Below are 19882 nucleotides of genomic sequence, written 5' to 3'. Positions count from 1 at the left end.
CCAGCATACAGTGATTTCTGTGAGTAAGCTACGCTAAGCCTTTGCGTTTTTTATAAATAGGATACAAGAAAATCGAACCGATAATCAGTGTTGCGCCCAAGTAGAAACCTATGGACATTGTTTCTCTGCTACCGAAGAAAAGGAAGGCTAAAATGATGCCATATACTGGTTCCAGATTAGTGATGAGTGCTACTCGAAAAGCAGATAAAGTACGCATTACAGAGACCCCGGCGACATAAGCTAATGCAGTACAAATTGTGCCCAGGATCACTAGGTAAAACCAGTCGGCGGCGCTTAAATTAAAGGTCTCATTTTGTAGATCATTCGTAACAAAACGATAGACAGATATCCAGAAAAGTGCACCTGTAATCTCATAAAAACCGATCACTTTCGGGTCACTTTTCTGTACTAAAGTGGAGTTGATAATAGCGAATAAACTGGATGCAAGCGCAGATGACAGACCCAAAATAATGCCCTCTGTGTAATGAGATTCAAATTTAAAAATCAGATATATTCCAAGGATAATTATTAGTCCAATCACGACATCAGGAATAAGAATTGACTGCTTTTTGATGAGCGGTTCAAGAATTGCAGTGAACAGCGTAAAGGACGACAGGCATACCAAGGTTACAGAAACAGTGCTTACTTTGATGGCATGAAAGAACAGAATCCAATGAACTGCCACAATGCTACCTGTAAATAAAAACTGAATGAACTGCTTTCTAGATACTTTTAAGCTGGTTCTGGTCAACATGAAGTATACGAGTAAAGTGATGCTTGCTATCATCACCCGGTACCACACCATCTGCACTGCGCTGATAGAAATAAGATTGCCGAGTATACCGGTGAATCCCCAAATAAATACTGTGAAATGAAGGATTATTAGGTTTTTGTTGGCCGTCGTGTTAATCATTAGAATAGTTGTGGCTTATTTCGGTGCCTTTCTAAGTAGATAATAACCTAAAAGACCAAAAATAATAGTGGGTGCAAGTACGGAAAGCAGTGGTGAGATGCCCCCTTTTAGAGAAAACATCTTCGCGAACTGGCCTAATACAATGTATCCAAAACTCAAAAGAATACCTATTCCAAGGGGTAGGCCTACCCCGCCTCGAACTTTGCGAGAAGACAATGCCACACCTATAAGTGTGAGTACGAACGCAGATAGCGGGCTTAGCCAGCGCTTATAGCGTTCAAAAAGCAAGTCGTTCCAAACACCTGTACCTCTGATCTTTTCCTTTTTGATCTTATCGGCAAGCTCTTTATTACTTAGATTCTCAAAAATATTATCATAGGCGGAGAAATCATCTGGTCGCATGTCAAGCACTGTATCTTTTGTTGTTCCATATGCACCGCTTTTAAGCGATTCTTTTAGTCCGTTGATATACCGAGTGGAGTAATTGCGTAAAGTCCATTTGCGCTTGAGAGAATCGTAAGTAATTTGTTCGGCTATCAGTTTTTTTACGAGGACATCGCCTTTGAATTTATCCAAATTGAACTTTGAACCAATTTTAGTCTTGTTGTCAAAGTTATCCATGTAGATAAAGGTATGCTCATCTAATCTCATATGAATGTTATTCTTGGACGAGGGATCATTCTTCTTCACATATGTGTTTTCAAAGCTGTTTTTTAGGCGATTGGTATATGGAAGAACGTATAAATTCGAGGCTAGGTTAAAAGCGAAAATAATGAATGCCGAGATAAAGTAGGGTTGAAGAAAGCGGTTAAAACTGACGCCTCCACTAAGAATAGGCACGATTTCCGTTTGGTCAGCCATCTTTGCCGTAAAGAAAATAACCGCGATGAAGTTGATTAATGGTGATAACATGTTAACATAGAACGGTATAGAACCGGCGTAGTATAGCGTCAATATCTGCCAAAATGTAAGGTTTGCGCTAAGGAAGTCATCCAATTTTTCAGATAAATCAAAGATGATGATGATTACAATAAACAGGGTAAGAGTGTACAAGAAGGTGCCCAGATACTTACTGATGATGTACCAATCAATGATCTTTATCCTGTTGTTGAATATGTTCATTTATAACTTAGTTCCTAAAATCTTAACCATTTTGTTTTTCCATGCATAGAACTCACCACTGATGATCTTTTCGCGGGCCTCTTTCACCAACCAAATATAAAAGTGGAGATTATGCAAAGTAGCAATTTGCGCACCAAGCATTTCTTTGGAGTGAGTTAGATGTCTTAAATAGGCTTTGGAATATGCGGTATCGGCGTAAAGGTCACTATCTGCTTCGATTGGTGAGAAATCGTTCTCCCATTTTTTATTACCGATATTGATGATTCCATTCTTTGTAAACAACATGCCATTCCTAGCATTCCTGGTTGGCATCACACAATCGAACATATCTATGCCTAAAGCAATGTTTTCCAGAAGGTTAATTGGTGTGCCAACACCCATAAGGTATCTGGGCTTTTCGTAGGGTAGGATGTCGCAAACGACTTCGGTCATTGCATACATATCTTCTGCAGGTTCACCTACGGATAATCCACCGATTGCATTACCTTCCCGATCCATCGAAGCGATGAATTCTGCTGACTTAACTCTTAAATCTTTGTAAACTGAACCCTGGACTATCGGGAACAAGGTTTGGTTGAATCCGTACTTGGAGTCGGTAGAATCGAATCTTTTACAGCAGCGTTTCAACCAACGGTGGGTCATATTTATAGATGATGCTGCGTAGCTATAATCGCAAGGGTAGGGAGTGCATTCATCGAAAGCCATGATGATATCAGCACCAATAGTACGCTGAATATCCATAGCATATTCGGGTGTGAAAAGGTGTTTTGAACCGTCGATGTGTGAGCGGAATGTCACTCCTTCTTCTTTGATCTTCCTAACTTTACTCAATGAATATACCTGATAACCACCGCTATCGGTGAGAATCGGGCGGTCCCATCCGATAAATTTATGCAATCCGCCGGCTTGTTCTATGATGTCTAGTCCCGGTCTGAGGTACAGATGATAAGTGTTGCCAAGTATGATTTTTGCGTCGATATCGTTTTTCAACTCTCGCTGGTGCACCGCTTTAACAGTCCCTGCAGTCCCCACGGGCATAAAAATCGGTGTTTGTATCTCTCCGTGGTCTGTGGTGACAGTGCCTGCTCTTGCCTTTGAATTTATATCCTTTGCCGCTAAACTAAATTTCATCTGTGTTTTCTTATGTATTAATGTCAAGACCAGTGATTGGCTTGGTAGCATTAAAATCTGCCAAAAGTAGCAAAAAACCAGCTATTTAAGGGTGTAATTTTTTATCAACATTCAAGTTCATTACAGATTAAAAATCAGAAATTTGCAAATTATATTAGACGTTTTGGAATTAACTTTAACAGAGATTTGCCTTCTTGGTGCATTAACCTTTTGCTGCCTTATACAGCTGTATTACAGTTTGTTTGTCCATCTGAAACTCGCTATTTACAAAATCTCAGAGATTACTTTAGAAGCTAGAAAGCCTCTGAGTGTTGTTATTTGTGCGAGGAATGAAGTAGTAAATCTTAGAGAATATTTACCACTGGTGCTTAAACAGAACTACCTAAATTACGAAGTAATTGTGGTAAACGACCGTTCATGGGACGGAACAGATGAATTGTTGGAGGAGCTAGCGAAGGAATTTAAGCACCTTAAGGTTGTCAATATTGTAGATGGAGAGAAGTTTATAGCGGGTAAAAAGTTCGCTGTAACTATGGGTATCAAAGCTGCGGAGCACGATTGGTTGGTATTCACAGATGCTGATTGTGCCCCTGCCTCTTCGCAATGGCTACTTGGCATGCAGCAACCCGAAGATGATGATATTGAAATTTTGCTGGGATATTCGCCATATCTAAAGCGAAAGGGTTTGTTGAATGCCTTGATCCGCTTTGAAACGTTTTTCACAGCTGTGAACTACCTTTCATTTGCATTGAAGGGCATGCCTTACATGGGTGTTGGCAGAAACATGGCCTATAAAAAATCATTATTTTTTAAAAACAAAGGGTTTGCCGCGCACATGCACATTCCTTCGGGGGACGACGATTTATTCGTGAATGCGCACGCCACCAAGTTTAATACGGCAATACAAATCGATCCTGATGCCCATGTATGGAGCAATCCGAATTCAACGTTTGGCGCCTATTTGAGACAAAAAAAACGTCATTTTGGAGCTGGTAAGCTATATAAAAGCAAACACAAGTTTATTCTTTCTTTTCAGATTATCATGCAGTTTCTATTTTACACATTGTTGATCTTCCTAATGTTCTTCAAACCCGCGATGTTTATCGCTTTGGGTGTATTTGCTCTCAGCATTATTGTCAGAAGTTTCGTTTACCCTCGGTTATTGAAAAGGTTAAACTACCCTGGATTGCGCTGGTGGTTCCCTCTTCTTGATATTCTACTATTCATTTTTCTCGTGTTTAACGCCATAGTCTCTATATTTGTCAAAAAAATACAGTGGAAATAAAGTCGACATTGATTCAAGAATACTTTCCTGGTTTAACGGAAGATCAGATTGAAAAGTTTGATAAGCTATATGAATTGTATAGTTTTTGGAATGCGCAGATCAACGTTATTTCTCGCAAGGACATCGACGAATTGTATGAACGTCACATTCTGCACTCTCTTGGAATTGCAAAATTCTGTAGTTTTAAGCCTGGCGAAAAGGTGCTTGATGTTGGAACAGGTGGTGGATTTCCTGGTATTCCCTTAGCGATTTTGTTTCCGGAAACGCAGTTTCATCTGGTAGATTCTATTGGAAAAAAGATAAAAGTTGTGGTTGAAGTTGCGGCAGCTCTTGAGCTTGAAAACGTAAAAGCAAGCCATTTACGCGCTGAACAAATCAATGATAAATTTGATTTTGTTGTTTCCAGGGCTGTTACGAAGCTGATCGATTTTTATCCATGGGTACATGGAAAGTTCAATAAAGACTCTAAGAATGCGATAGCGAATGGTATTCTTTATTTGAAAGGTGGAGATTTGACCGAGGAAATTGCGGAATCAAAGCTAAAAGCGGAACTGTATCCGCTTTCAGCTTATTTTAAAGAAGAGTTTTTTGAAACCAAATACGTGGTTTACATTCCTCAATAGTATTAATTTCTATCGGAGCTATATTGCCCTGTTCCTTCAAGTTTTGTTTGCTCATTCTCGGTAGTAGGTTCTGGCTTAGGGGGATCTATTGGCGGTGGGGGTGGTGGGATCGGCCTGTCTTTAACTACAATAGGTGGTGGAAACTTGATTTTTTGACCATTGGCATCGACGGTTCTGTATTGCTTCTTTTTTTCTTTTCGCGGAGCTGGAGGTGGAAACTTGATTTTTTCACCATTAATATCGACAGTTCTGGATCTAGATTTATTTCCCGGTTTTGGGGGTGGTGGAATCCTACTGTCTTTTACCACAATTGGCGGTGGAAATCTGATATCATCCCGTACACTTAATGTTTTTGTATTCTTTCCGGTAAAGATTAACGCACCAGAGGCTGCTCCAGAACCGTATTTTGCTGTCGCTTCTTTTGCATTCAACTCTACCAATTTGTCGTAACCCTCCACTTCCATGATAACACCAGATTGCGAACTATTCCCATTGATGACCACAAGTCTGTTGTCATAGCTGGTAAAAATTTTTGTTTTCTCGCTGATCTTGTGATTCAATTTAAACCGTTTCTTCTTTGCTACAGGCTCCTGATTGGGCTTACTCGTTACGACCTGCGAATTATCCACACTGTATTTCTCCGGATACAGGTCGATCATTTCATAGTCTTTACTAAACGCCAGGGTTGATGCGAAGAGCATCCCTCCAACAACGGGTACGGTGAGCAGGATTTTGAGCCTTGCCGCACCGGCAGATCTTTTTTTGTTTAACATGTTGATTCTCCTTTTTAATATTGATTGATTGAATATTTGATTGGTGAGGTAATTTGGGGTTACTCCAAAAGAATTTTGTATCAAAAACATAGCATATTCATGTTTCTGTACATCAGAATTCGTCGTAACGGCATCTGCGATGTATTCGTGCAACAGCTTGATATCTTTTTGAATCAACCATACTATCGGGTTAAACCAATTTAGGATTTTTAAGAGTTCAAAAAACAGAATGTCCAGACTGTGCCTCTGTCGTATATGCACCATTTCATGTTTTAGGATTGTGAGTTTCTCTGTACTCGAGGGGTTAATAAACAGCAGGTTAAAGAAGGAGAAGGCAGTTGCAGAGCTAGACAGTTCTATGTAAACAATGCCTCCCAGTTTTTCCCGTCTTGCTCGTATAGCTAATGATATAATTTTGAAAAAGCTGATGGACAGTTTGATGATAAACAAGACGGCAATTAATAGGTAAACCGCTACCACTATGTTTCCTGAAGACGCTAAAGAAAGGCTATCGTTTTGCATTTTTCCCAAATTTGGATTAATGTAAACCAGATCCATGGCGGTGTTTCCATAAACTAATCCGTTAAACCTTCCGATCTGAAGAAAAGGTATCGCAAAGGAAAATAACGATGAACAGATTAGATAACCCCTATTTAACCCATAAAAGGTTTCTTTTTGCAGGAAAATAAGGTAAAATCCATAGAATACCACTAGGTAAAGGTTAGCCTCCAATAGATAATACAACCAAATCATAATTTCTTGTTTTTGAGTTTTTCTGCCAATTGAATAAGTTCGTCGAGCTCGTTCATGTCCATATTTTTTTCTTTGACAAGAAAGGAAACCAAGCTTTGGTAGGAGTTTTCGAAGTAGTTGTTCATTACCTTATCAAAAGCAAAGTGCTTGTATTGTTCTTCGGTGATAAGGGGGAAATAAATGTGAGTGTTTCCAATGGCCTTATGATTTATAAAACCTTTTCCTTCTAAGACCCTGATGACTGTTGAAACCGTATTATATGCTGGTTTAGGTGGATCCATCTTTTCGATCACTTCTTTGACGAGGCCTTCTTTCATATCCCATAATATTAACATCACTTGTTCTTCAGCTTTTGTAAGTTCTCTCATATCTATTATTAATTGGTGTTATTTAAAGGTACTACTATTTTTATAGTTTACAAACTATTTATGTAGTTTATTTTTATTTGTTTGATTATCAGCTCAGTGAAGGCTCTTTGTGGTTTTCTTGACATTATCAGTAGAGATTTAAGCATGAGTTTAGTACATAAAATTGGGTTGACCTTGATAAAGAGCGTTGGACACATCACAGCAAAGAATTTGCTTGGTCACTTTGGATCGGCGGAGTTTGTTTTCAGCGCTACTTTAAAGCAATTGATGGAGATTCCAGGGGTAGGCCCTGTAACCGCAGCCGAAATTGTCAATAACAATGCGCTAAAACTGGCGGCTGATCAAATCAGATTTTTAGAGAAGCACAAGATTGAAGTTCTGTTTTTTGGTGATGAAAACTATCCCCGTAGATTGATGGAATGTTTTGATGCTCCTATACTATTGTATTTCAGAGGGAGCGTTAATTTAAACCATCCAAGAATTGTGAGTATCGTAGGGACCAGAAAAGCTACCGATTATGGTCGTTATCTTTGCAGACAACTGGCTGAGGTTTTAGCTGCCTACGATGTATTGATTATTAGCGGATTGGCTTATGGTATTGATGTCACAGCACACAAGGAAAGCCTTCTTTACAACATTCCCACTGTAGGGGTTCTTGCGCATGGATTAGATCGGATTTATCCCCAATTGCATCATGCTGTAGCCCAGAAAATGGTCTATAACGGCGGACTTGTAACCGAGTTCCCCTTAAAGACTAACCCTGATAAAGAAAACTTCCCTAAAAGAAATCGCATTATTGCCGGATTAGCAGACGCGACTATTGTAGTTGAAGCAACGTTGAAAGGAGGCGCTTTAATTACGGCTGATATTGCCAATTCGTATGATAGAGATGTTTATGCATTCCCGGGAAGGGTTAACGATGAGTATTCAGAGGGATGTAATTTTCTAATAAAGACCAGTCGTGCCGCATTAATCAACCATGCTAAAGACTTTGTTTATTACATGGGATGGGATTCAGTTGTCTCCAAGCCCGTGATGCAGATCCAGTTACCGTTAGGACTTAGCAAAGAAGAACAGCAGATTACGGAAATCTTACAGGTATCATCGGCGCGAATAGATGAGCTTGGTATTAAGATTGGAATCAATCAAAGTAAACTAGCAATGCACCTCTTAAATCTTGAAATGCAAGGTATTTTGATAGCTCTTCCAGGTAAAGTCTATAAACTAAATCAATAAATGTTCTTGGTTCGACCTTTATATATGACTGTTTTTTAATCTATTGAATAACTAGAATAAAATTAAGTTTCCTATTTTTTTAATAATTAGAATTATATTTTGAATAGTTTGTTGAAAATAAAATAGTGATCCGTAATAAGTATTTTTGTTCTATGTGGTATAACAACATTTTAGAAACAATAGGTAATACTCCGTTAGTGAGACTAAACACCATAACAAAAGAAATCTCTGCTACCGTGCTTGCAAAAATTGAAACAACTAATCCTGGGAATTCAATTAAAGACAGGATGGCCATTAAAATGATTGAGGATGCAGAACAGTCTGGTAAACTGAAGCCTGGAGGAACAATTATAGAGGGAACTTCGGGAAATACAGGAATGGGACTCGCTATGGCTGCTATAGTAAAAGGTTATAAGTGTATTTTCACTACTACGGATAAACAGTCGAAGGAAAAGGTAGATGCATTACGTGCTTTTGGCGCTGAGGTTATTGTTTGTCCGACTAATGTTGAACCTGAAGACCCCCGCTCTTATTATTCCGTTTCTTCACGCCTTGAGCGGGAGGTTCCTAATTCATGGAAGCCAAACCAGTATGATAATCTTGCGAATACACAGGCACATTATGAACAGACGGGGCCGGAGATTTGGGAGCAAACTGAGGGCAAGATCACTCATTTGGTAGTTGGTGTTGGAACAGGCGGTACGATCTCTGGAACTGGGAAATATTTAAAAGAAAAGAATCCAAACATCAAAGTCTGGGGTATAGATACCTACGGTTCAGTATTCAAAAAATATAAAGAAACCGGTATTTTGGATAAAAATGAGATTTACCCATATATAACAGAAGGCATTGGAGAAGACTTTTTACCTAAAAATGTTGATTTTGATACCATTGACCTATTTGAAAAGGTTACAGATAAAGATGCTGCCTTGATGACCAGGGATATTGCCCGTAAGGAGGGTATTTTCGTTGGAAATTCAGCTGGATCAGCTATCGCAGGATTACTGCAGCTAAAAGATAAATTGAAGCCTGAAGACGTGGTTGTGGTAATTTTTCACGATCATGGTAGTCGGTACATGGGTAAAATGTTTAACGAAGATTGGTTAAGGGAGCGGGGTTTCCTCAAAGACGAGAAGCTAACTGCGAAAACAATTATCGCTAAAAAAGACAATACTAAAATCGTAACGATAGATTGTGAAAAGACGATTTTAGAGGCTATAAATACAATGCACATGCTGAACATTTCGCAGATCCCCGTAATTCAGAAAAAAATGGTGGTTGGTAAATTGTCGGAGAGTGATATCTTAAAAGCTTTAATGGAAAACCCTTCACTGAAGTCTGCAAAGGTTCAGGAGATTATGTCGGCTACTTTTCCGTTTGTAGATATGAATACTTCTATCGATCGCATTTCTGCATTGATTAATAGGGAAAATAGTGCAGTATTGGTTGAAGCAGAAGAAGGTAAAATAGAGATTATTACGCAGTATGATATTATAAATGCGATTTCAGGATAGTATTTGCTGGAGAAGTTTGTAAACAAAAATGCCCCTTTTTTCAAAGGGGCATTTTTGTTTAGTGTGATGGAGCGTAGGCCTCAACACGTTTTATTTGAGCGCCCAGGGCCCTCAAGCGTATGTCGATATCCTGATATCCACGTTCAATTTGTTCTATGTTGAATATCGTTGATTTTCCTTCTGCAGATAAGGCTGCGATCAGTAAAGAAACACCTGCACGAATATCTGGCGAAGTCATGCTTATACCTCTAAGTTTATACTGTTTGTCAATTCCGTTAACTGTCGCTCTGTGTGGATCACAAAGGATAATTTGAGCACCCATGTCTATCAGCTTGTCTACAAAGAACAACCTGCTTTCAAACATCTTCTGGTGAATTAATACATTTCCTTTTGCCTGAGTAGCTACAACTAATACAATGCTTAACAGGTCTGGAGTAAACCCTGGCCAAGGTGAATCTGCTATTGTGAGCATAGAGCCGTCGATAAACGACTCAATAACATAGTGTTTTTGAGATGGGATATAGATATCATCTCCCTTCAACTCGAACTTGATGCCAAGCTTACGAAAAACCTCTGGGATTACTCCTAGTTCTGAGTAGCATACGTTCTTAATCGTAATTTCCGACTCTGTCATTGCTGCAAGACCAATGAATGAACCGATTTCAATCATATCCGGAAGCATTCTGTGCTCAGTACCACCAAGTTTCTCAACTCCTTCAATGGTTAAAAGATTAGATCCCAAACCAGTTATCTTCGCACCCATGCGGTTAAGCATTTTACAAAGCTGCTGAAGGTAGGGTTCACAGGCAGCATTATATATAGTAGTTTTTCCTTTTGCAAGAACAGCAGCCATCACAATGTTTGCAGTTCCAGTAACAGATGCTTCATCTAATAAAATATAGGCTCCTCTAAGGTTAGTGGCATCTACATTGAAGAATTCCTTTTTGTTGTCATAAACGAACTTGGCACCCAATTTCTCGAAGCCAAGGAAGTGGGTATCCAATCTTCTTCTTCCTATTTTATCACCTCCAGGTTTAGGGATGGCAGCTGTACCGAAACGACCTAGGAGTGGCCCTACTATCATTATAGAGCCTCTCAAACCACCTCCTTTAGCCTTAAAAGTATCTGATGAAAAGAATTTAAGGTCTATATTTTTGGCTTGAAAAGTATATGTGTCTTTAGAAAGACGTTCGATATGAACGCCCATATCGCCAAGTAATTCTATTAATTTATTTACGTCCTTAATGTCGGGAATGTTACTAACGGTAATTTTTTGATCAGTTAATAGAACTGCAGCTATAATTTGTAATGCTTCATTCTTTGCTCCCTGGGGATGGATTTCACCCTTTAACTTCTTTCCACCAATTATTTCGAATGCATTCATATTATCAATAAGTATTTGTATCGTAATTTGGTAGTTTAGTTCCTTTGTTTTGGATTGTTATTGCGCTGTTGTGGACGGCCGTTGTTACTTCCTTGCCTATTTTTACTATTGTTGTTGTTTCTGCCACGATTGTTATTAGCGGGCCTGGCGACCACTGGTTTAAACTCGACTTTATTCAAATTGATGTTCTCAGCCAGCTCAAGCTCGCCATTGGAAAGCTCGCGTAGGTTTTTGATGATGGTTTCATCTGCAACCGAGTCTTTATTCCAGGTAACGTACGCCATTTTCATGAAATTAGCGATCCCTTGTACCATAGCTGCTCTCTTTTCAGGTTCATCTATTACAGCTTTAGCTTTCTCGATCATTACTTCAACGGTCTTACCATAATGCTTGTACTTAATCCTTTGCTGAGGATATCCTATGTGATCAGGCTTAATCAGGGCTGCTTCAGGAGTCGGCTTAGGATAGGGAGCGTCTACATCAATCTTATAACCGGATATGATGTGTAAATGATCCCAAAGTTTATGTTTAAAATCAGCAACATCCCTCAAATGCGGGTTTAAAAATCCCATAAGGTCAATCACTGCTTGCGCGTATTTATTTCTTTCTTCAAGATCCGGTAACTCAATAATGTACTTCACCATGTTCTGCACATTACGGCCATATTCTGCCAGTATCAGCTCGTTTCTTGTGGTATTGTATTCAAAACTCATGTGTATTTATTTCTATGAATGTAGTCGTTTATCTTTTATTTAACAATTCGCAATTTAGCAAATTTTAGCAACAACTGTTTGTTGCCTAGTCCCTGGAAAAATACAGTCGCTTTTACATCAGGAAGATTACCCTCCAGACTTACAATTTTACCGAATCCAAATTTCTCATGTTCAACATCCATACCATTTTGGAATGATGATGCCATATCAGGGGCAAAATCAGGGGTTGGGACATGCGCTTTTGGTAGTATCGAGGTAGTTTTCGGTCGTTGAACCGGCGTTCTTGAAGGAGCCGAGGACGTTGGTGTTTCGCGTTGTTGAGACCAGGTTCTGCGTTCACTATCAAAGCTATTGTCTCCCAACACACTTTTCGCAGGTTTAACGATCTCTAGTTCAAGATATTTTGCATTGATCTCATTGATAAACCTACTCGGTTCACAATTGGTCAATGTGCCCCATCGGTACCTCGAAGTCGCATAGGTAAGCGTAAGTTTTTTTTCAGCCCTGGTAATGGCAACGTAGAATAAGCGGCGTTCCTCCTCAAGATCAGTTCTTGAATTGAGGCTCATCTGTGATGGGAAAAGGTTTTCTTCTAATCCAACGACAAAGACATTTTTGAACTCCAGTCCTTTAGCGGAGTGAATGGTCATCAGCGAAACGGTATCCCTTGTTTTATCGTCTTGACGATCGTCATTTGTTAAAAGTGCAATATCTTGCATAAAAATAGCCAGACTTCTGTCTTCAATATCCTCACGCTCTGCGAATTCCTTGATACCGTTTAAAAGCTCCTGTATATTTTCATAACGACTTCGTCCTTCAATGCTGTCGTCTGTATGGAGCTCTTTTAAAATGCCGGAATGCTGCGCGATGTATAATGCTGTTTCATAGGCGTCAAGCTTTTTCGATTCAGCAGCAAAGCTCTTGATCAACATTGAAAAATCATTGAGCTGATTCGCAATTCTGCCCTCAATATATTGCTGAGGAGCACAAATTACTTCCCACATGGTGATGTCGTGTTTATCAGCGGCGACAATAATCTTTTCTACAGTAGTATCACCTAATCCTCTTCTTGGATAATTTATGACTCTTTTTATAGCTTCCTCATCAGAAGGATTAAAAGTCAACCTGAAGTAGGCAATAAGGTCTTTTACCTCTTTGCGCTGATAGAACGAGAGGCCTCCGTATATTTTATAGGGTACGTTAAGCTTTCTTAAGGCCTCTTCCATTGCCCTTGACTGGGCGTTTGTGCGATAAAGTATTGCGAAATCATTGTGGTTGTAACCTTTCGAAGTTCGCTCCTGAACTATAGCCTCCGCTACAATTTTTCCTTCTTCGTTATCGGTGAACGCTCGTTGGACTTTAATACGGTCGCCGGTCTCATTATCAGAAAACACATTCTTTTCCAGCTGATTCTTGTTGTTTGCAATGATGCTGTTTGCAACTTCAACGATATTTTGGGTAGAACGGTAATTTTGCTCTAGTTTATAAACTTTTAAGTCAGGGTAATCACGCTCAAAGTTTAGTATGTTTTGAATATTTGCACCCCTGAAAGCGTAAATGCTTTGTGCATCGTCTCCTACAACGCAGATATTTTGATATGCTGCCGCTAGTTTTTTGACGATTGTATACTGTGAAAAGTTGGTATCCTGGTATTCATCGACCATCAGGTATTTGAATTTCTGCTGATACTTATTGAGCACATCGGTATGTGTCTTTAACAAGATATTTGTTTTGTACAGCAAGTCATCGAAATCCATGGCGCCAGCTTTGAAACACCGTTTAGTGTAAGTTTCATAGATAGTGCCCAGGAGCGGACGCTTATTGCTAATATCTTCAGATTGAATTTCTGTACTTTCTAAATACTCCGAAGGGGAGATCAGATTATTTTTTGCTGAAGAGATTCTGTTATACACAAAGTTCGCATTGTAAAGCTTGTCATCCAGCTGAAGCTCGCGAAGAATAGATCTGATCAAGCTCTTGCTGTCGTCAGTATCGTAGATTGTAAAGTTAGACGGGTATCCGATCTTATCTGCCTCAACTCTCAAGATCTTTGCAAATACAGAGTGAAAGGTACCCATCCAAATATTTTTAGCCTCAATTCCTACCACCTTCATAATACGCTCTCGCATATCTTTTGACGCTTTATTGGTAAAAGTAAGTACTAAGATATTGAAGGGATCTACTCCTTTTTCGATTAAGTGAGCGACGCGATAGGTAATCACACGGGTTTTGCCCGAGCCTGCACCTGCAACTATCATTGCCGGACCCTGTGTATTTTCAACTGCGGCACGTTGTTGTGGGTTTAAACCTGCTAAATAATCCAAATGCGTTTCCTGTTTCTTGCTGTTTAATGATATTTTTATTGAGAAGCGTGCATAATCTTAAGAACCACAAAACTACATTTTTTTCAGATTACATCCAGTCCTTTTCCGAACTTTCAACCTGATATAGCCAATAATTCATCAAGTTTTTGATGGTGTCATAGTTACCAAATCTGAAGCGAATATCTCCAGCGGCTGTGTGACAAGTGATGTGTCCAATATTTGCGCTCCTATGCCAAAGCATTTGTTTAATTGTTATTGCTTGTATCTTATGCGGTTGTATAATTTGATGTTCAATATCCCAAATTCCCTGTTGTTTTATGATGTAATCTTCTGACACGAAAAGACGGTGATTTCTATAACTATAATAAATCATAGCTGTTGCAAATAAAGTATATGTCAGAAAATATGGCACGTAGTCAGCTAGGGGGAAGCGCCAATTGTTTATGAATAAAAAAATTGTAAACGGTATAATGATCCAAAAGAATAAGCTCAAAAATACATAACGGTAATTTGGTTCCATTTTGATGCCCTCCTTAGGTACCTCATTAAAAATCATGGTCAATATTTGGTCTTTTTCTATTGAGTTACATCCAGGAATCTCAATGTCGCTGTTTTTGGTCTCCTTATTACTTTGTGTAACTGTTGAATTTTGTTTCATTCGCATGTCCAACATGTTCATTTTCTTTTGAAAGTAGTTTTGCGTGTAGATACTGATTTGCACACGATATGCATTTAAAAAGGTGTTTTTCTTAGCGAGTAATCCTGAATTTACAACCAAAGAGTTTTTTTGCCTGTAGACTTCAAAGTCAAAGTACTTGATGAAGGTTCGAACTATATTAAAAATCAGGAGGAAAATAAGCACTCCAATGATCATGAAGGCAATTGAGAGGAGTGTTACTCCCTGTTGAAATGCTTGTCCAACTTGATTCTTGTCTACTTCAAATATATCTATGATATCCTTCAAACTTTGAAAGCCCGCAGCCAGAAATGCAATCACTAAGGCTATCGTCTGCCCATAGTTAGATGTTGCCCCTATTTTTAGCAGCGTAAGGGGACTAAGTTTCAAAAAGGGGATAGCGACTATGGGCTCATCAACCGATTCAACAAATCTGAATTCCTCAGTATTATCGGGGTTTTCAGCTCGATTTAATAACCTTTTCTTTAGCTCTTCAGCTGAAGTTTTGTCCATCGCCCGAATCGTTCCTTCTTTTTTGTCACTCCCTGCCGTATCGATTTGAAGCGTGTAAAAACCTATGATCCGCTGCAATAAAGATTGGTTGATGTTGACCTGCTGGATTTTGTCTAAATGAATAGTTAGGTTGGTTTTTACGAAGACACCCTCGTTTATCACAAACTTCTTATCAACTTCATCGAGATAGAATGTGAAGGAGTGGTATTTAAAATAGGCGAAAATCGCCACTAGAATGATCAATATACCTAGAGCTAGAAAAATGTAGTACCTGGCAGCTATGTTTGATTTAAAGATGATTACAAATAGCGGAATCGCCAGGTTTCTAATTAATTTCTGCAGCGTATTAAGGAACATAAAAATAATTCCTGTTGCCGACTGTTTTCTTGGGGTACGGAAGTCGTAATTACTAGATTCCATTGTTGACGCGTTTGGCGAGCAATTCCTTTATTTTATTAGCCCGATTTATTTCTAAGCCGTGAATTTTCACGTTTCCTGTTGCGCCACCTGCGGTAAAAACTTCCAGGGCGCCTAGATTATACATTCTTGAGAATAAACCTTCGTTAAGCGCCACGTGCTGGATACGGTTAAATGGAATAATGGTAGTCTTAGCAGAAAGGATCCCACTGCTATAAATGATGTCCTTTTCTCTGACAGCCAGTCCACGTCTTTTAAAACTCATTCGAAACAAAACGAAAAGAAATGCACCAAAGACAACTATCGCGACTATCACAGGTGTTATATATGCTCTTGTTTCTTTTTTCAAAAGGAAAATTAATCCTGATGCTGTGCCTATCAATAATATGCTGATACAAATATTTAATACGATAACCTTCCAATAATTAGGATCAAGTGCGTTAAGCGGGACTTCCTCATAACGAGGGAGTGAATTTATATCGATTGGTTCGTTGCTAAAATTCTCCATGAGCGTATTCTATTATCGTAGGTGACGAAAGTAAAGAATAATTATATTTGTGCAAAATCATCTGTTATGCAAGAGATCAAAAAATATGTAGAAAGTAATAAGCAGCGTTTTTTAGATGAGCTGTTTGAGTTGTTGCGCTTTCCCTCGGTTAGTGCTGACCCAAAGTATAAAGCTGATGTTTTAAAAACTGCAGATTTCGTTGCACAGAAGTTGACTGATGCCGGTGTGGATAAGGTTGAAATCTGTGACACCGACGGATACCCAATAGTTTATGGTGAGAAAATTATAGATCCGTCATTACCTACGGTTCTGATTTATGGTCATTACGATGTTCAGCCTGCAGATCCCTTAGAATTATGGAAAACACCTCCTTTTGAGCCAACCGTGAGGGATGGTAAGATCTACGCGAGGGGTGCCTGCGATGATAAAGGTCAATTCTATATGCATGTTAAAGCATTTGAGTTGATGATGCAGACCAATACACTGGCTTGTAATGTTAAGTTTATGATTGAAGGTGAGGAAGAAGTTGGTTCTGCTAACCTTGGAATCTTTGTGAATGCAAACGTTGAGCGTTTGAAAGCAGATGTAGTTTTAATTTCTGATACTTCTATGATCAGCATGGAAAACCCTTCTATTGAGACTGGACTACGTGGACTGGCTTATATGGAGGTGGAAATAGTTGGGCCAAACCGCGATCTCCACTCGGGAGTTTACGGTGGTGCTATAGCTAATCCAATAACTATTTTATGCAAAATGATTGCTTCTTTACATGACGAGAATAATCACATCACTATTCCAGAGTTTTATGATAAGGTTGTTGAGCTTACCGAAGAAGAGAAAAATGCGCTCAATGCTGCGCCATTTGATCTAGAGGAGTACAAGTCAGATTTAGAAATTGCTGCTGAATGGGGTGAAAAAGGATATTCAACACTTGAACGCACTGGAACGCGACCAACACTAGAAGTTAACGGGATCTGGGGTGGATATATTGGAGAAGGTGCCAAGACAGTTTTACCGTCGAAAGCAAATGCGAAGATTTCCATGCGTTTGGTCCCGAATCAAAGCTCAGAAGAGATCGCTGAGATTTTTACAAAGCATTTTGAGCGCATTGCTCCAGCTTACGTGAAAGTAAAAGTGACGTCACATCATGGTGGTGAGCCAGTGGTAACACCAACGGACAGCATTGCTTACCGCGCTGCTGAGCAGGCTATTGTTGAGTCTTTTGGCAAATCTCCGATTCCGACAAGAGGAGGAGGAAGTATACCTATCGTTGCTTTATTTGAAAGTGCACTGGGGATTAAGTCTGTTTTGTTTGGCTTCGGACTCGATAGCGATGCTTTGCATTCGCCTAATGAGAAGTATGACATTTATAACTACTATAAAGGCATTGAAACACTGCCATTGTTTCATAAATATTTCGCAGAGTTGAGTAAAGTATAAAATTCTTTCGCCTTTGTTGAAAACACCAATGTTCCTTCTCTCCTCGGATTTTGAAGTAAAATCCGGATGTCGATCAGAAACATTGGTGTTTTCAATTTGTCGGGTAAAGAGGTGTTTGAGTTATGGATGTCGTAATAATGGTATGGAAATTATAAATGGAACGTAAGAATCCGATTTTACAGAAGGGAAAGGGTAGTGTAACAGGACGGAGTAAAAGTACTAATAGGGTGCAATTGGCTTCGCCGCGGAAGAAGAAAAGTTCCGGTAAGGGGTTGTCGACATTCTTTAAGGTTGTTTCTGTTTGTGGCTTGCTTATTTTGTTGTCACCTTTTTATTATGGCTATGTAATAAAGGGTTTCAGTTCAACCTGGCGATGGATTGCCGATATTGGAGAGGATCCTGGTTACAGGACGTATAGCAGTTATGATATCAAAATTCCTAAAGGTCATTCTGTGCATGGAATTGATGTGTCGTCTTATCAAGGAAAGATTGACTGGAAAATGGTTAAAGCCATGAAAGATGATGATGTGAGCGTAACCTTTGCCTTTATTAAAGCAACTGAAGGAATGTTTAATGTTGATCCGTATTTCCAAAGAAATTGGAGAGAAGCGCCTAAAGCTGGCGTAGTGTGCGGGGCTTATCATTATCTTTTGCCTCAGAAGTCTGGGGATTGGCAAGCGAAATTTTTTCTGCAAACGGTGAAGTTTGAAGTAGGTGATCTACCTCCTGTTTGCGATATCGAAGAACTCAATGGTGTACCGGCCTCTAAGATGAGAATTCAATTGAAGGAATTTCTTCGGTATGTGGAAAAGAAAACTGGGGTAAAGCCTATTATCTACACTGGTTTGTCGTTTTACAAAGACTATTTGCAAGGTCATTTTGAAGAATATCCATTGTGGATCGCGCACTATTATCAGCCAAAACTTAAGGTAGGAAAGAATACAAATTGGCAGTTCTGGCAACACTCCGATAAGGCAAAGATTTCAGGTATAGGGCATGTTGTCGATTTTAATGCATTTAACGGGGATAGCCTGGCATTCTACAACCTATTAATTAAGTAATTAAGTTTGGGAGAGTCAATCTGTTATTTAACTGATTGTCCATTTTTCACAAGTGTCCAGGAATTCCTGATCGGCGTCTGCGCCTATTCCAGGAGTATCAGGCACATCGATGGTATATCCATTGTAAACAATACCGCCGATTACGGGGTCTATTAAATGACCAAGTAATGGTGAGTCCATATCGAAAAAAGTGATGTTTGGACTGGCTAAAGCGAAATGCATGCTTGCACTGATTGCTATCCTGGTTTCTAACATTCCCCCCATCATGCATTTAACTCCTGTTTGTAACGCAATCTCATGTATCTTTTGTGCTTCAAGTATTCCACCGGACTTGGAGAATTTGATATTCAAATACGAACAAGATCCACTATTGATAAGTTTTCGCGCATCATGATGATTGTAACAGCTTTCATCAGCCATTATCTTTATTAGAGAATTTATATTTAATTCAGGTAACTTGTCGTCGTACCATGTTCGCATTGGTTGCTCACAGAACTCGATGTTATATTGTGCTATTTCACCCAGAGCAAATAGTGCATCATCAAAATCCCAGCCCTGGTTGGCATCCAACCGAAGGGTCATTTCCTCGCCTACTGCCGTCCTGATTTGTCTTACTCTTTCAATATCATCATGTATGCCCTTTCCTAGCTTGATCTTAATGATACTACATCCCTTAGCTTTTAAGTTGAGAGCTGCGAGCGCCATATTCTCAGGATTATCTATTCCTATGGTAATGCCGGTCTCGATACTGCGCTTTTGTCCGCCAAGAAACTCGTACAAAGGTTTGCCTGCATCTTTTGATGCAATATCAAACAGGGCCATGTCGAAAGCACTTTTTATAGTTCCGTTGTGCGCCGCGTATCCTAGCAGATCGTCCATTCTATCAGGAATGGCTAGAGGATTTTTACCTACAATTACTTTGGCAAATTCCTTTGCCATGGCAATGCAAGTTTCCTGGTTTTCACCAACTATCATAGGAAAAGCGGAGCATTCGCCAACTCCAAAGATGTTCTGGTCTGTAAAAATTTTAATTAAAACATTTTGAGCGAAATACATGGTGCCAGTAGCAATAACAAAAGGCGTTGTAGGGATGCTAAACCTATATATTTCAACGTATGTGATTTTCAT

At 39.3% G+C, this 19882-nt stretch carries 17 protein-coding genes; 6 read left to right on the top strand and 11 right to left on the bottom strand.

What is annotated here, in order from left to right; all coding sequences use genetic code 11:
- Window positions 1-28 precede the first annotated feature (28 nt).
- From ACHFIZ_RS04480 to tgt, 3 genes are read right to left on the bottom strand one after another with little or no spacing between them, the layout of a single operon-like run.
- Complete coding sequence (locus tag ACHFIZ_RS04480) at window positions 29-913, bottom strand: DMT family transporter (protein WP_410883271.1); 885 nt, start codon at window positions 911-913, stop codon at window positions 29-31.
- 15 nt (window positions 914-928) lie between these two features.
- Window positions 929-2035, bottom strand: a complete 1107-nt coding sequence (locus ACHFIZ_RS04475; protein WP_410883269.1) for an LptF/LptG family permease — start codon at window positions 2033-2035, stop codon at window positions 929-931.
- The gene (gene tgt / locus ACHFIZ_RS04470; RefSeq protein WP_410883268.1) at window positions 2036-3166 is read right to left on the bottom strand and encodes a tRNA guanosine(34) transglycosylase Tgt; all 1131 of its coding nucleotides are present in this window, start codon (window positions 3164-3166) and stop codon (window positions 2036-2038) included.
- A gap of 142 nt (window positions 3167-3308) precedes the next feature.
- Between tgt and ACHFIZ_RS04465 the strand changes: the two genes are divergently transcribed.
- Entirely contained in the window at window positions 3309-4451 is a 1143-nt protein-coding gene (locus ACHFIZ_RS04465) for a glycosyltransferase (protein WP_410883266.1), read from the top strand.
- Window positions 4442-5074 carry a 16S rRNA (guanine(527)-N(7))-methyltransferase RsmG gene (gene rsmG, locus ACHFIZ_RS04460; protein ID WP_410883264.1) on the top strand — a complete coding sequence of 211 codons (633 nt, stop codon included), beginning with the start codon at window positions 4442-4444 and terminating at the stop codon, window positions 5072-5074. Before ACHFIZ_RS04465 ends, rsmG begins: the two co-directional genes overlap by 10 nt.
- Window positions 5075-5076: 2 nt before the next feature.
- Here the strand turns inward: rsmG and ACHFIZ_RS04455 are convergent, their stop codons facing one another.
- Window positions 5077-6600: a M56 family metallopeptidase gene (locus ACHFIZ_RS04455; protein WP_410883262.1), complete on the bottom strand. Its 1524-nt coding sequence runs from the start codon at window positions 6598-6600 to the stop codon at window positions 5077-5079.
- Window positions 6597-6968: a BlaI/MecI/CopY family transcriptional regulator gene (locus ACHFIZ_RS04450; RefSeq protein WP_410883260.1), complete on the bottom strand. Its 372-nt coding sequence runs from the start codon at window positions 6966-6968 to the stop codon at window positions 6597-6599. The genes ACHFIZ_RS04455 and ACHFIZ_RS04450 overlap by 4 nt, the downstream gene beginning before the upstream one ends.
- Window positions 6969-7112: 144 nt before the next feature.
- On the opposite strand from ACHFIZ_RS04450, the gene dprA reads away from it, so the two are divergent.
- Window positions 7113-8204 carry a DNA-processing protein DprA gene (dprA, locus tag ACHFIZ_RS04445; RefSeq protein WP_410883258.1) on the top strand — a complete coding sequence of 364 codons (1092 nt, stop codon included), beginning with the start codon at window positions 7113-7115 and terminating at the stop codon, window positions 8202-8204.
- 152 nt (window positions 8205-8356) lie between these two features.
- On the top strand, window positions 8357-9718 hold the full coding sequence (locus ACHFIZ_RS04440; RefSeq protein WP_410883515.1) for a pyridoxal-phosphate dependent enzyme: 1362 nt from the start codon (window positions 8357-8359) through the stop codon (window positions 9716-9718).
- A 58-nt stretch (window positions 9719-9776) separates the two neighbouring features.
- Here ACHFIZ_RS04440 and murA read toward each other — a convergent pair whose 3' ends face one another.
- From murA to ACHFIZ_RS04415, 5 genes are all read right to left on the bottom strand, one after another.
- The gene (gene murA / locus ACHFIZ_RS04435) at window positions 9777-11102 is read right to left on the bottom strand and encodes a UDP-N-acetylglucosamine 1-carboxyvinyltransferase (RefSeq protein WP_410883256.1); all 1326 of its coding nucleotides are present in this window, start codon (window positions 11100-11102) and stop codon (window positions 9777-9779) included.
- Between the two features lie 35 nt (window positions 11103-11137).
- Window positions 11138-11815 carry a DUF4290 domain-containing protein gene (locus tag ACHFIZ_RS04430; RefSeq protein WP_410883253.1) on the bottom strand — a complete coding sequence of 226 codons (678 nt, stop codon included), beginning with the start codon at window positions 11813-11815 and terminating at the stop codon, window positions 11138-11140.
- Window positions 11816-11850: 35 nt separating this feature from the next.
- Window positions 11851-14139: an ATP-dependent helicase gene (locus ACHFIZ_RS04425; protein ID WP_410883251.1), complete on the bottom strand. Its 2289-nt coding sequence runs from the start codon at window positions 14137-14139 to the stop codon at window positions 11851-11853.
- A gap of 88 nt (window positions 14140-14227) precedes the next feature.
- A complete protein-coding gene (locus tag ACHFIZ_RS04420) occupies window positions 14228-15748 on the bottom strand; it encodes a PH domain-containing protein (RefSeq protein ID WP_410883250.1) in 1521 nt (506 codons plus the stop codon).
- Complete coding sequence (locus ACHFIZ_RS04415) at window positions 15738-16253, bottom strand: PH domain-containing protein (protein WP_410883248.1); 516 nt, start codon at window positions 16251-16253, stop codon at window positions 15738-15740. Before ACHFIZ_RS04415 ends, ACHFIZ_RS04420 begins: the two co-directional genes overlap by 11 nt.
- A gap of 66 nt (window positions 16254-16319) precedes the next feature.
- Between ACHFIZ_RS04415 and ACHFIZ_RS04410 the strand changes: the two genes are divergently transcribed.
- Together ACHFIZ_RS04410 and ACHFIZ_RS04405 are read left to right on the top strand one after the other, a co-directional pair.
- The gene (locus ACHFIZ_RS04410) at window positions 16320-17693 is read left to right on the top strand and encodes a dipeptidase (protein ID WP_410883246.1); all 1374 of its coding nucleotides are present in this window, start codon (window positions 16320-16322) and stop codon (window positions 17691-17693) included.
- Window positions 17694-17848: 155 nt separating this feature from the next.
- On the top strand, window positions 17849-18754 hold the full coding sequence (locus ACHFIZ_RS04405) for a glycoside hydrolase family 25 protein (protein WP_410883244.1): 906 nt from the start codon (window positions 17849-17851) through the stop codon (window positions 18752-18754).
- Window positions 18755-18781: 27 nt separating this feature from the next.
- Here ACHFIZ_RS04405 and ACHFIZ_RS04400 read toward each other — a convergent pair whose 3' ends face one another.
- The gene (locus ACHFIZ_RS04400; protein ID WP_410883242.1) at window positions 18782-19882 is read right to left on the bottom strand and encodes a mandelate racemase/muconate lactonizing enzyme family protein; all 1101 of its coding nucleotides are present in this window, start codon (window positions 19880-19882) and stop codon (window positions 18782-18784) included.

The organism is Pedobacter sp. JCM 36344 (assembly GCF_046546555.1).
GTDB lineage: Bacteria > Bacteroidota > Bacteroidia > Sphingobacteriales > Sphingobacteriaceae > Pedobacter.
The sequence above is the reverse complement of the archived record's forward strand: the minus strand, read 5'-3'. Positions and strand labels throughout refer to the sequence as shown.